Genomic DNA, 14,363 nt, shown 5'->3' with positions numbered 1-14,363 from the left:
TGTTTATAATTGCATTTAAAACTGAACCTAAATGAATTCTTTGTCAAGCGAGATAATAACTTTATTAAACCAAAAACAAAAAGCCGCCTTTGAAGTAATTTTTAACTTATATTATCCTCGTTTGGTATGTTTTGCACAAGAATATGTTTCGTTTGAAGTGGCACGAAACCTTGTTCAGGACGCTTTTCTTTCTTTTTGGGAAAAGAATCCTCCAGTTATAAGTGAATCCCAGTTGCAAAGTTATTTATATACTACGGTAAAAAACAGTTGTATTTCACGTTTAAGACATGAGAAGATTAAAAAGAAATTCATTGAGGAGTCTGAGCGTAAGATTCAAAAACAATTGTACATATCGGCTTTGGAAAATTTAGACACTTCAACTATCGCTTTTCAGGAAATTGAAGTGATAATTGAAAGAACACTTGCCGATTTACCCCCTCGCTGTCGTAAAGTATTTATTTTAAGTCGTTTTGAAGGCAAAAAGAATCACGAAGTTGCCGGAGAGTTAAATATTTCGCAAAAGGCAGTAGAAGCTCAAATAACCAAAGCGCTAAAGATATTCAGGATTGCCCTAAAGGATTTTCTTCCTCTTGTTGCGTATCTTTTGGTTGTAAGGTAGATAGCTTTTAACAGTTTTTTTAACACCGCTATTCTGCCATTATAAAAACACAAAAATCTTTTGTTCCGGGATAGGGTGTATGTAATGTGATGCGTTTTACTATATAGATACGGAAAAATGAAGAAAGAAGAAATTATAAAAAATATTATAAAAAGTAAATCTTCACTGCATTCCAATGAGTTTTTATCTTGGGTTCAAAAGTCGGAGGAAAATAGAAAGGAATTTATACGTTATAAAAATCTCTGGGCTTTATTGAGAACGGGCAATGAATTAGATCGTAAATATGTAAATGAAGATTTTATTTTAGTTAAAAAGCGAATGAAAAAAACCGGGACGGGATTTAAAGTCCCGGAATTAATTAGGTATGTTGCCATAATCGTTTTAGCTTTAATTGGGGGATATCTGATACATTCGATACCAAATTCCGGTGAAGTATTCATGAACGAGGTATCTGTTCCCAAGGGGAATCGGAGTTCTATTGTTTTACCGGATGGCAGCAAAGTCTGGTTAACCAATGGCTCAAGACTGATTTATCCTGAAGTTTTTAATGATAAAATAAGAAACGTGAAGCTGGAAGGTGAGGCGTATTTTACCATTTCTCATGATGAATCGAAGCCATTTATTGTTGATATCGGGGGGCAACAGATAAAAGTGCTGGGAACTGAATTCTCTGTCCTGGCCTATCCCGATGATAATATTGTTCAGGTGGACTTGATCACTGGAAAAGTGCAACTTGATGTGTTTGAAGAGATCGGCTCCGATAAATATAAATCGTACCAGTTAAAACCTTCGTATAGTTTAGTATTAGATAAAACATCCGGGAGCTTAAAAAACTACAAGATCCCGGATAGCTTTTACAAATATTGGCAACAAGGGATTTACGAATTTAAAAATGAGCCATTCGTCAGTCTTGCTAAAAAGATCGACCGCATATATGGTATTAAAGTTATTTTTGAAGACAACACTTTAAAGGGATGTACCTTCACAGGAGCTTTCTTTTTAGATTCTAATATTTACACAATTATAGAAACTTTCAGGCGAGCTTCCTCTATACCGTTTGAATATACAATTGACAAGAACCAAATTTATTTAAAACGTGAAAAATAAATAGCTTATGTGAAAACTAAATGAACTAAAAAGAAGAGAAATGCCGCCAGCATTTCCCTTCATTAGCGGAAACATTCCAGTGTTTCCTTTTTAAAAATCAATAAAAAAGCCACTGGCTTAATTATCGAACTTAAACATTTCAAATGTATGAAAAAAATTAAAACCTATAATGGGAATAGGAGAGTTTCCCATTTAACTAAGCTTTTGAGAGTTATGAAAATAACGTGTTTGTTTCTGATGATTGCCCTCGTTCAGGTTTCAGCCTCTACATATTCACAATCTGCAAGGCTAACCTTTAAACTAAAAGATGTGATGCTTTCGGAAGTTTTTGATCAGATCGAAAAAGACACTGAGTTCCGATTTTTCTACGAGTCAGGAGACGTAGATCTCTCCAGAAAAGTAACTATTAATGCAGATGATTCAAAAATTGAAGAAATTCTAAATGGCGTATTTAACGATTTAGATATTTCATATGAAATTTTTGATCGCTATATAATAGTTAAAAAGAAGGGGAATCAGAGTAATTTTGAGAAAAACGTGGTGCTGCTGCAACAAAAAGCAGTTTCAGGGAAGGTAACCGATGCTTCCGGCGCTCCCGTTCCGGGTGTAACTGTGGTTGTTAGCGGAACATCAAATGGTACGGTAACCGGGGCCGATGGACAATATTCATTAATGAACATTCAACCTGAAGACAAATTGATATTTTCTTTTGTTGGAATGAAGACACAAGAAGTTATTGTCGGGACTCAATCAACAATCGATATAACTATGGTGGTCGATGCCATTGGAATTGAAGAAGTAGTTGCCATTGGTTATGGAACAATGAAAAAAAGTGATCTTACCGGTTCAATATCTTCTATCAATAATGAAAAGATTACACAACGCGGAATTACATCTATAGATCAAGGACTTCAGGGGCAGGTGTCGGGTGTACAGATTGTTCAGCCGAACAGTGCTCCCGGGCAAACACCAATTGTTCGAATCAGAGGGATTAATTCAATTCAATACGGAAACGATCCTTTATGGGTTGTTGACGGCTTTCCTTTAAGTTCTGGAATATCATTTATAAATCCTAACGATATAGAATCAATTACCGTTTTGAAAGATGCTTCTGCTACAGCTATTTACGGTGCCAGGGGAGCGAATGGAGTGATATTGGTGACAACCAGAAAAGGGCAGTCTGGCGATACACGAGTGAGCTATCAAGCGTATTACGGAGCTCAAAATATTGCTAAAAAAATTGATCTCATGAATGCAAATGAATGGGCAACCGCTCAGCGTACATTTTGGGACCGTTTCAGAAATGGTTCCTTAATTGGGAGGGCCTTCCCTCAGTCTGAAATTGATCAAATGGGACAAGGGACTGATTGGCAGGATGAAATATTCAGAACGGCGATTATGCAAAGTCATAATGTATCGGTTAGTGGAGGAAATGAAAAAACTACATTTTCAGTTTCAGCTAATTATTTAAACCAGGAAGGAATCGTAATTAATTCAGAATATAGCAGAGGAACTTTTGGAATAAATGTTGAACATAAAGCAAACGAAAAATTTAGCTTTAATGCAAATATTAACGCCAGTTACGAATATAATCGCAGCATAAATACGAATGCCGGTGTGAATAGTGGTGGAGTTATATACAATGCACTCATTGCTGCACCAACTTCGCCGGTTAAGAATGATGACGGAAGTTATTTCAGCCAGCGGGAATACTGGCAGGAAACGGGTATAATGGCAAATATAAATGTACAAAATCCGGTTCAGATGGCATATGAGCAAGCAAGCAATTATAACCGGACACATATTTTAAATAATTTTGCAGGTTCATACGAAATAATAGAGGGGTTAACTGCAAAAGTTGCTTTAGGGGTTGACATACTTTACGGGAGATCAAATTCATATATTCCATCTTATTTTATTTCACAAACTGCTTCAAACGGAAGTGCAAGTGTATCAACATCACAAAGATTTAATTGGGTAAATGAAAATACCCTAACATACACCAAACAATTCAATGAAGTTCATTCTTTTACAGCTTTGGTTGGTTTCACTGCTCAACAGGCAATCGGAGAGACCCTGGCGGCTGGTAGTACTGATTTCTTCTCAGATATTACGCAATATTATGACTTGGGGATTGGAAGTGAACCTACTTTCCCTTCATCCGGATACAACAGATGGTCTATGGCCTCTACCATTGGCCGTATCAACTATGATTATGCAAACAAATATTTAGTAACGGTTTCTGCCAGATATGACGGTTCAAGCCGCTTTGGAGAGAATAATCGTTTTGGCTTTTTCCCATCCGGAGCTTTGGCATGGAGAGTGAATCAGGAGGAGTTTTTGCAGGATGTTGATTGGATGAGTAATTTGAAAGTAAGAGCAAGCTATGGACGAACAGGTAACCAGGATATTCCTTTGTACCAAAACGTTCAGTTGTACAACAAAATTGATTCTTATGTTTTTGGCGAAAGTTCAAGTACCGCTGTTGCTCCGGGAGCATTGGTTAACCCCGATTTGAAATGGGAAACAACAAACCAGTACGATGCCGGTGTGGATTTGGGAATTTTCAACAATTTGTTAAGCTTTACGGCTGACTATTATTACAAGAAAACCAACGACCTTTTATTCCCTGTTTCGGTACCCAGACAGGGCGGGTATGCGACAGTTTTACAAAATATAGGTAGCGTAGAAAATAAAGGTCTTGAACTGGGTTTAAATGTTAATGTAAACAAAGGAAATTTTAGCTGGAACGCTTCAGGAAATATTTCTTTCAACAGAAACAAGGTAATTGCTCTTGCTGATGCCGACCGTTTCTTTGGACCTTCATTTGGCCGAGGATTGGTACAAAAAAATGGTGGAGCAGCAACAGTTATTATGGTTGGAGAGCCAATCGGAGTTTTCTGGGGAAATATATTTGACGGGCTTTGGCAAACAGAAGAAGAATTTCTGGCTGGACATATGTCTGAAAATACGAATGTGGGACCTGGTTTCGAAAATTACCGGGATATTGATGGCAACGGAGTTTTCGAGGAGGGAAAGGATGAAACAATCATCGGTAATCCACATCCTGATTTTGAGTTTGGGATCAATAACTCATTTACTTATAAGAACTTTGATTTGAGTTTCCAGATTAACGGCGTATACGGGAACGATGTATTTAATGCAAACGCCATTGAGTTAACTTCACAGGTAAATGTAAATAACGCCCTCACTGAGTACATTAACGCCTGGGACGGTACAGGGACTTCAAATACAATGTTTAAAAATGATCGTCCTTCTGGAAGATCAGGAACTTTTGTAAATCGTGTATCCACACAATACATCGAAGATGGTTCTTATGTTCGACTTCAAAATTTAACGTTTGGTTACAAGATCCCGGTTAATTTATTTGATCGATTTAGAATATATGTTTCGGCCGACAATCTGGTTACATTAACAAATTATTCCGGCTATAATCCTGAAGTAAGCGTTATGGGGAACACCAGCACAGCAATGGGCATTGATGCAGGTACTTATCCAATTGCAAAAATATTGAGATTTGGGGTTCAAGTTGATTTCTAATTTTTAAAACGTAACAAAATGAAAAAATCATACAATTATTTTAAGAGGTATAATGGAAAATATTTTTTAGTTTTCATTTTCCTTTCGTCTTTATTGCTTTCATGTGAAGAATTTTTAACTGAAACCCCCCGATCTTCTGTTGGAGGAGAAAACTTTTTTAAAACAGCCAAAGATGCTGATGCCAGCATTTCAGCTATTTATTCTTCCATTAAAGGACATTATACGTTTAATGCCTGGTATTATGGCGACATCTCAACAGAAGTGGCTAATAATGGCGAAGGATCTGCGACATTGGACAATGGTGAATATACCGCGGCAGATCCAACTTTTAGAGGATTTTGGACGCAAATGTACAGAACCATTAATTATGCGAACGTCGCGATTAAGAATATTCCCGATATAACAATGGATACCGATCTGAAAGAAAGATATGTGGGGGAAGCTCGTTTTTTGAGAGCCCTTTCATATTTTGAACTTGTTAGAGCATTTGGAGGTGTGCCCAAAATAACAGAACCAACTGTAGATGATACGAATAATCGTTTGCCCAGAGCTTCTGTTGAAGAAATATATAATTTAATATTTGACGATTTGGAATTCTGTGAAACGGTTTTGCCGGACACATATGAAGGGACAAATATTGGTCGTGCAACCAGGGGGGCCAGCAAAGCTTTAATGGCCAAAGCATATTTACAAAAAGGTGACTTTTCAAACGCATTAAGTAAATCAAAGGAAGTTATAAGTTCCGGTACATATGAATTATTAGCTAATCTTAAAGATGTGTTTGATATAACAAAAGAGAACGGAAAAGAACACATATTTTCCATTCAATTTATGGGAGGAACTACCGAGGGGTTAGGAAGCACTTTAAGCAGACAATTTGCTTCAAGGAATGTTGAAATAAATCCAAACGGTAATGGAGAGCCTTCTTATTCTGCAATCGCTGCTGAGAGTCAGTTTTTCAATTCTGTTCCCAACCACTACAGAAAAAGACTGACCATTGTAGACCAATTTCCATCTCCTTATTATCCTGAAATTACAGCAACCGGACCGGCTCAGGCTGGCCCTTGTTGTATGAAATTTTGGGACCCTTTGTATACGACAAGAATAGGGGGCGATGATGCGAATTGGATGGTAATAAGATATGCAGATGTTTTACTAATATTTGCTGAAGCTGAGAATGAAGTGAATGGTCCGACAACGGAGGCATATGAAGCGATAAACAGTATTCGGAAAAGAGCTCGTGATGAGAATCAAAATAACATCGATGAGCAGGAGGAGATTGCTGAGTTACCTGATTTATCCGGATTAAGTCAGGATGAATTTAGACAGGCTGTATGGAAAGAACGTGATATGGAGCTTTGTTTTGAAGGACATCATCGATGGGATCTGATCAGACAAAATAGGTTTGTAGAGGTAGTAAATGCCAGCAGTATAGCGTCAAAAGTTACACAAACAAACAGGCTTTTTCCTATACCGGATCTTGAAATTATGGCGAATGACGTTTTGGAACAGAATCCTGGTTATTAGTGTTTTGTAAAGGTTAGTTGATTGAGTCAGTATATACGATTTAATCAACTGGCCTTTTCTTTTAAGAAAAAGTTTTAAACCTGAAAATTGGCTCTTCTGCCCAAATAATTACAAATTTCGAAAGGAGCTTAAGAATGAATAATATATTCAGCATAAAGTGTTTCGCCGTGTTTTTAATTGCTGTATTTAATATCCATAATTTATACAGTAGCAATGACAAAACAATAAAATTCAGTACTGATGTCTGTGTAATTGGCGCAGGTAGTTCAGGAATTGGTGCTGCTCTGGCTGCTTCCAGAGCGGGTGCCAAAGTTGTTGTAGTGGAGAAACAAGACAAAGTAGGAGGTACCAGTACGCAGGCCTATGTGAACAGTTGGGAGCCGGGGCCCGGATGTTCTTTCTCGCAGGAAATATTTAATCGTTTGTCGGAAATAGAGAATGCAGTTGGAGTTTGTAAGCAAGTTCACGCTTACCAAAGTGACGAGCCTTATGGTATCTTTTTAACGGATGATAAATTGAATTATAGCCATTCATTACGACGCTCTGATCTCAACGTAAACTTGCAATGTTCAAATGTTGTCTTCGATGTCGATAAATTTGATAAAACAGTTCGGCAAATGTTAGGCGAGACCGGGAATTGTCGTTTATTACTTAACACGAAATTCACCAATGCAATAACGGAGAATTCACAGGTAAAAAGTATTGAAGCAATTTCAACTACCGGAGAGAAATATATTATAAATGCAAAAGTATTTATCGATTGTACAGGAGGAGCCTTTTTTTGCAGGGATATTGGTTGCGAAATGATGCTTGGTGAAGAATCCCAATCGCGTTTTGGAGAGCCGTCGGCACCAGAACAGGGAACCCATTCGCTGAATGCATTGTCGTTGTGCTATCAGATAAAACCATCAAAAGGATTAAAAAAAGAAAACCGTGGAACGCCCGACGACTTTAAATATAATGTAGTTGCACATACAACGGGGCCGGTTGGCGAACAACAAAAAATTACTGTCAACCCTCTTGGAATAATTGAAGGCGACCTTTTCCTTAACCGGGAAAGAGATAGTGTTTATTCATATGGATGTAAACAGGTGGATAAACATTGGGCAAAACTTCGTACATACCCACACTTTAAGGATTATGAATTTGATAGTTATGCTCCAATGCTTGGTATCCGGGAAAGCTACAGAACTGTATGTGAATATGTATTGACTCAACATGATTTGCTCGCCGGTCTTTCCGGGCAAAATCACCCTGATATTGTTACAGTAGCAGATCATCCAATGGACATACACGGGAAGACCAGTAACTTAAAGATATTGAAGGAAGCATACGGTGTCCCTTACCGTTGTATGTTGCCGGTTGGTTGGGACAATGTGCTTATTGCATGCCGCGGGGCGGGATTTAGCCATATTGCAGCCTCTAGTTGCCGGTTGTCACGAACAATGATGAGTTTAGGACACGCTGCGGGCTTTGCAGCCTGGCTATGTGTGAATTTGGATAGGCCCGTTTGGAATATTCCTGTAGAAAGAGTCCAGGCAGAAATGAACCTGAAATTGCGCCCCAAAGAAATATTGGATGCCGATCCGTTACCAATAAATCAAACAATCGGTAAAAAAGAATATAGCTTTTTATGCAGTGATAATGGTAATGATTCTATTTATCACATATCCACCACAGGAGAGATTGAATGGAGTTACCCCGCATCCAATTGTCAGGATATCTGGAACCTCCCTAATGGTAATGTTCTTTTTACTTATCATCATGGAAAAAACGGGCGCGGTGGTGTAATGGAGGTAACAAAGCAAAAAAAAGTAATTTTCAACTTTGAAACAGAGGGCGAAATTCATACTTGTCAGCGGCTAAATAACGGGCATACTTTAATTGGGATCAATAAAGATGCTAGCCTCGTGGAAGTTGACAATGAGGGAAATGTAAGAAAAAAAATTCAACTAAAAACAGATAAACGCGGGCACGATGCTATTCGAATGGCACGCCAGCTTAAAAATGATAACTATCTGGTTTGCCAGGAAGGAGACAATCTGGTGGCTGAATACAATAAAAACGGTAAATTATTAAGAACATTCAATTCTCCCGGCAAATGTTTCGAAGCGGTTCGTTTGGATACCGGAAATACCATAATTTGTGATGGTTCAGCATGTTCTGTCAGAGAGTTAGACTCAAAGGGAAATGTAGTTTGGCGAGTGTCCAAAAAAGATTTTCCTGAAATAAAAATGAACTGGCTGGCAGGTATCGATGTCCTGTCCAACGGCAATATTTTGGTCTGTAACTGGCTGGGACACGGGCAATCAGGAAATGGTATTCCTGTATTTGAAATATCAAAAGATAAAAAAATAGCAGTATACTACACCGACAATGTACGTACAAAATCGATATCGAATATCAGTGTAATAAAGGATAAATAATATTCGGTAAGTGCTCATTAATTAATCTAAGTTTTTATGTGGAAAAAATTGACATTTTTTGTGCTGACGCTTTGTGTTTTGTCAGCTAAATCACAATCTGTTGACACCTCTCAGGTTATCTATTTTAACGATTTAAATCAGCTTAAACAACACAAATCCCCTCAATGGTTTAACGATGCCAAATTGGGCATCTTCATCCACTGGGGATTGTATTCTGTTCCTGCTTTTGCTCCAACAAAAGGGACTATAACCGATGTAATGAATAAAGATCCCCGTGATTGGTTTATGAATAATGCTTATGCTGAATGGTACCTTAATACCCTGCGTATAAAAGGTTCCCCAACTTATGAATACCACAAGAATCATTACGGGCTGGATTTTAATTACTATAGATTCTCCGAAACTTTCAATAAGGAACTTGCCGCTTGGAAGCCGGAAGAAATGGCTGAGATTTTTAAAAATACAGGTGCAAGGTATGTGGTGTTAACCTCTAAACATCATGATGGATATACGCTTTGGCCCTCGCGTGTAAACAACAACAACATAACAGAGAAAGCAGAGTCCGTATCACGCGATATTGTTGGAGAATTGACGAAAGCCGTGAGGGATAAAGGTATGAAAATGGGACTTTACTATTCTGGCGGGCTAGACTGGACTTTTAACCGTACTCCTATTTTAGGAATGCGCGATATAAAAGTTTCAATGCCACATTCATTGGAATATGCCAATATAGCGGATGCTCATCTTCGCGAGCTAATCGAAAAGTATCAGCCATCGGTTTTATGGGGCGATATTTATTATCCAGATCAAGGAAATATTTCAGGCATTGTTGCCGACTATTATAACCTTATTCCAGAAGGCGTTATCAACAATCGTTGGGGGGCATCTGGGTTATCTGATTTCAGTACTCCCGAATACAGTAAATTCGAATCGATACAGGAGGATAAATGGGAAAGTTGCCGTGGATTAGGTTATTCTTTTGGTTACAATCAGTTTGAAGAGGATGCCCATACACTGAGTTCTACCGATTTAATTCACCTGTTGATAGATGTGGTCAGTAAAAATGGTAACCTCTTAATCAATGTGGGGCCGAAACCCGATGGGACAATTCCGGCTATTCAGTTAGATCGCCTGAAAGAATTGGGTGAGTGGATGAAAATTAACGGGGAAGCTATTTATGATACAAAAACATGGCAGGTTTACTTCGGGGAAACCGTCTCCGGGAAAGAATACCGCTTTACAAAAAAGGGAGATGAATTGTATCTGATTATGTTCGAAATTCCTGAATATGAGGAAGTATTTAGGAATATAGTTCTTGAAAAAGACACAGAGCTAAGTTTACTCGGAAACCATTTTAATCCAAAATGGAAACAGGATGGAACCAATGTAAAGATCAATTTTTCAGGTGATATTTCAGGGAAACATGCTTATGTTATCAAGTTTTCTCTTTTGCCGGGTTGCGTTATAGAGTAATCAATGATTTGCAGTAGGTTTTAGAAACTACATTAAGTATTCATAATAAATAATAAAAAATGAAACGATTTAAATTTTATACAATTATAGTGGTAAGTCTTTTTTCAGTTGTATCCTGTACTTCTCAGGCACAAAAAAAGGCAGAGTTATTTCTTGATTTACCGGAGTATTGTAATACTCCCGACGGGATGACGCTTGGAGATGACGGGAACATTTTCCTTTCCTGTCCAAATTTTAACAATCCTGCGTTTCCGGGACTGGTTATGAAAATCAATCCCCAAAACGAACTTTCGATTTTTTATGCCACGCCGGCGCACCCTGAAACGAAAATGGCTTGTCCCATGGGGCTCGATTTTGGTCCGGACGGCAACTTATACATTGCCGATAACCAGTATTTCTACGATACCGATCATAAATCACGCTTAATTAGGATTGTTTTCAAAGACGGCAAACCTGTGAAAAGCGAAATAGTTGTTGAAGGAATGAACCTGGCAAACGCTGTGATTTGGAAAGGAAACGACTGTTTTGTAAGCGAAACACGCCTTAATCAGGATGGAGACGAAAGTACCAGTGGAATTTACCGCTTTACACTTGAAGAAATGAATCGGGAACCAGTAAAAATAAAACCGGGGAAAGCGGATAAGCATTTGATTGCTGATTTTAAAACAGCTTTTACAAACCGTGGAGATTGGGCAGGTGCTGATGGTATGACCATTGATTCAGAAGGCAATCTGTATACCGGTAATTTTGGTAACGGAGTGATGTCTAAAATAACATTTAATGGAAACGGAACGGTTAAATCAAACGAGATATTTGTTCAGGATAAAAAAATGACCTGTGTTGATGGTATTTTTTACGACGCCGAAACAAACCTGATTTATGTGGCCGATTCCGAAAAAAATGCCGTTCGCACTGTTACAATGGAAGGCAAGGTAGGTACTTTAAGTGAAAATGACGATACAAATGGGGCAGACGGAGGCATGGACCAGCCTTGTGAAATTCTAATCAGGGGAGATGAAATGATTATTGCCAATTTCGATATGCCTTTTCCAGGCTTGAAAAATTCAGCATTTGATGCTCCCTATACCCTGAGTGTAATAAAGCTGAAATAAGTTTAAAAGAAATCATTATGCAAATAGAATTTGAAGGGAAAGTGGCGCTGGTAACAGGTGCAGCCGGAGCCATAGGCAAAAGTATTGCCAAAGAATTAAAAGAAAGCGGCGCCAGGTTGTTTATTACCGATTTAAAACATGATGCAGTTCAGGCGGTTGCCTCAGAGTTGGAGTGTAAAGGACAGTCAGCTGATGTAACCAGCGAAAAACAGGTTAAAGCCGTTGTAGCAAAGACGTTGCAGGAATATGGAACCATTGATATTTTAGTGAATGTTGCCGGAATTATTGGCACCACTCCGGTGGAGGACATCACCGAAGCTGCCTGGGACCAGATGTTTGCAGTGAACTGCAAAGGGACCTTCTTTTTCACCAAATATGTTGTCCCGGTATTCAAAGAAAAAAAGAAAGGAAAAATCATCAACTTTTCATCCAAATCCGGCAAAACCGGCTCTGCTTTAATGAGTCACTACTGCGCTGCCAAAGGAGCTATTATTTCCTTTACTCAGGCCCTGGCATTTGAACTTGCGTCCTTTCAGATAAATGTTAACTGTCTTTGCCCTGGAATAACTGATAATACAGGAGTTTGGGATACCTGTTCCGAGGGATATATTCGCGATATGAATTTGCCGCGTGAGGATGTAGTAAATAAATTCACCGCTAAGATACCATTAGGCCGCCTGGCATCCGTTAAAGACGTAACATCAGTAGCTGTTTTCCTGGCATCAGAAGGATCTGATTATATGACGGGCCAGGCAATAAATGTTACCGGTGGACGGGAAATGCATTAATTTAAAAATAAGAAAATTATGTATACAAAAGAACAAGTTGCTAAGACAATAGATCATGCTGTACTGAAACCTGAATTTACGGATTCAGATATTAGAGAACATGCAGAAATGTGCAAGGATTACGGAGTTTACAGCATGTGTGTTCGCCCCTGCGATGTAAAATATGCAAAAGAGTTATTGGCCGGAAGTGATGTTAAAGTCTCTTGTGTGCTGAGTTTTCCCCATGGAGCTGATACTTCCGGTGTAAAAGCCTTTCAGGCAGCTCAGGCCATAAAAGAAGGTGTGGACGAAATTGACATGGTTATGAATATCGGTAAATTTTTGTCAGGAGATTATGACTATATTTTGAATGATATAAAAGCAGTGGTTGAAACAGCTCACAAAAAAGGTGTACTGGTGAAAGTGATACAGGAAAGCGGTTATCTTACCCTGGAACAGGTAGCCAAGGCATGTGAGTTATCTTACCAGGCAGGAGCGGATTTTGTAAAAACTTCAACCGGATTTGGAGCAGGTTCAGCCACCCCTGAAATCATTGATGTAATGATAAAAACAGTGGGTGATAAAATGAAAATTAAACCTTCAGGCGGGATTCGCAGTTGGGATACCGCAGTCGGTTACCTGGAGCAGGGAGCCGATCGTTTGGGGGTTGGTTCTACAAAAGCTGTTTTGGAAGGAAGTGTTGCAAACGGTAATTATTAAATCAGTATGAAAGCAGTAAGGTTCTATGCTCCCGGAGATGTGCGGGTTGAAGAAATTCCTGTGCCGGATTGTAACCCTGGAGAAATACGTGTTAAAGTAGATGCCTGTGCCGTTTGTGGATCCGATCTTAAAACTTTTCGGGTTGGAAATCCCAGAATGAAGCCTCCGATAACGATGGGGCATGAGTTTACGGGGATTATTGAGAGAATGCCTGAAAGGATTTCCGGTTTTGAGGAAGGCGATCGTATTGTAATGGCTACCAGCATTAGTTGCGGGAAATGTCTGTATTGTAAAAAAGGCCTGACCAATCTGTGTATAAACCTTGCACCAATGGGGTTTGTATATAACGGGGGCATGGCGGAATATGTAGTTATACCTCAAAAAGCCATCGCAAACGGGCATTTGATAAAAGTTCCCAAAGATATCAAGGCGGAGTACGCTGCACTTGCTGAGCCCCTAAGTTGTGCAGTGAATTCGGTGAGTCAAAGTAATATCCGTAAAGACGATTTTGTGCTGATCATGGGGGCCGGCCCGATGGCCATTCTCAATGCTTTGGCAGCCCGCGAATTTGGCGCTTCAAAAATTTTTATGACCGAATTATCCGAACCGCGGCTTGAACAGGCCCGTTTATTTGATATCGACCGTATCATTAATCCTGCCAATGAAAATCTGAAGGAGATAATAGAGGAAGAGACGGATGGCTGTGGCGCTGATGTAGTCATTGTAGCAGCTCCGGCGGCAGCTCCTCAGGAAGAATCACTGGAGCTGGTCAGGAAACAGGGAACCGTATGTTTGTTTGCCTCACTTCCTAAAGGAAAAAGCAGTTTAAATATCGATAGCCGGTTAATCCATTACAATGAAATCCGCCTTACAGGTAGCAGCGACTCAACGGCTGAACATGTAAAGCGCGCTGTTAATATGCTTTCATCTCCCCGTTTTCCTGCCGGAAAGCTGGTTACGCATATATTAGGACTTAATAATATAAAAGATGCATTTGAACTGATGGAGAGAGGCGAAGCATTGAGGGTTGTGTTAAAGCCATGAATTTATA

Annotated in this window: 10 protein-coding genes; all 10 read left to right on the top strand. The window is 39.1% G+C overall.

The annotated features are described in order from the left end of the window. Positions 1–31 precede the first annotated feature (31 nt). The 10 genes from K5G00_RS19045 (at position 32) to K5G00_RS19000 (ending at position 14,356) form a co-directional block, all read left to right on the top strand. Positions 32–619 carry an RNA polymerase sigma-70 factor gene (locus K5G00_RS19045; protein ID WP_238767783.1) on the top strand — a complete coding sequence of 196 codons (588 nt, stop codon included), beginning with the start codon at positions 32–34 and terminating at the stop codon, positions 617–619. A 117-nt stretch (positions 620–736) separates the two neighbouring features. After that, positions 737–1,726 carry a FecR family protein gene (locus tag K5G00_RS19040; RefSeq protein WP_238767782.1) on the top strand — a complete coding sequence of 330 codons (990 nt, stop codon included), beginning with the start codon at positions 737–739 and terminating at the stop codon, positions 1,724–1,726. A gap of 213 nt (positions 1,727–1,939) precedes the next feature. Next, positions 1,940–5,287, top strand: a complete 3,348-nt coding sequence (locus tag K5G00_RS19035; RefSeq protein WP_238767781.1) for a TonB-dependent receptor — start codon at positions 1,940–1,942, stop codon at positions 5,285–5,287. An 18-nt stretch (positions 5,288–5,305) separates the two neighbouring features. Then, positions 5,306–6,814, top strand: a complete 1,509-nt coding sequence (locus K5G00_RS19030; protein ID WP_238767780.1) for a RagB/SusD family nutrient uptake outer membrane protein — start codon at positions 5,306–5,308, stop codon at positions 6,812–6,814. Positions 6,815–6,948: 134 nt separating this feature from the next. Next, the gene (locus K5G00_RS19025; RefSeq protein WP_238767779.1) at positions 6,949–9,240 is read left to right on the top strand and encodes an FAD-dependent oxidoreductase; all 2,292 of its coding nucleotides are present in this window, start codon (positions 6,949–6,951) and stop codon (positions 9,238–9,240) included. Positions 9,241–9,276: 36 nt separating this feature from the next. Further along, a complete protein-coding gene (locus tag K5G00_RS19020) occupies positions 9,277–10,713 on the top strand; it encodes an alpha-L-fucosidase (protein ID WP_238767778.1) in 1,437 nt (478 codons plus the stop codon). A 59-nt stretch (positions 10,714–10,772) separates the two neighbouring features. Next, the gene (locus tag K5G00_RS19015) at positions 10,773–11,825 is read left to right on the top strand and encodes an NHL repeat-containing protein (protein WP_238767777.1); all 1,053 of its coding nucleotides are present in this window, start codon (positions 10,773–10,775) and stop codon (positions 11,823–11,825) included. A gap of 17 nt (positions 11,826–11,842) precedes the next feature. After that, positions 11,843–12,613 carry an SDR family NAD(P)-dependent oxidoreductase gene (locus tag K5G00_RS19010; RefSeq protein WP_238767776.1) on the top strand — a complete coding sequence of 257 codons (771 nt, stop codon included), beginning with the start codon at positions 11,843–11,845 and terminating at the stop codon, positions 12,611–12,613. Between the two features lie 18 nt (positions 12,614–12,631). Beyond that, positions 12,632–13,312 (top strand): deoxyribose-phosphate aldolase, encoded by a 681-nt coding sequence (gene deoC, locus K5G00_RS19005; RefSeq protein ID WP_238767775.1) that lies wholly within the window; start codon positions 12,632–12,634, stop codon positions 13,310–13,312. Positions 13,313–13,318: 6 nt separating this feature from the next. Next, a complete protein-coding gene (locus tag K5G00_RS19000) occupies positions 13,319–14,356 on the top strand; it encodes an alcohol dehydrogenase catalytic domain-containing protein (protein WP_238767774.1) in 1,038 nt (345 codons plus the stop codon). Positions 14,357–14,363 lie beyond the last annotated feature (7 nt).

It is taken from the genome of Maribellus maritimus, from assembly GCF_022267315.1.
GTDB classification, from domain to species: Bacteria; Bacteroidota; Bacteroidia; order Bacteroidales; family Prolixibacteraceae; genus Draconibacterium; species Draconibacterium maritimum.
Note: the sequence above shows the minus strand (reverse complement) of the source record. Positions and strands in the feature narration are given on the sequence as shown.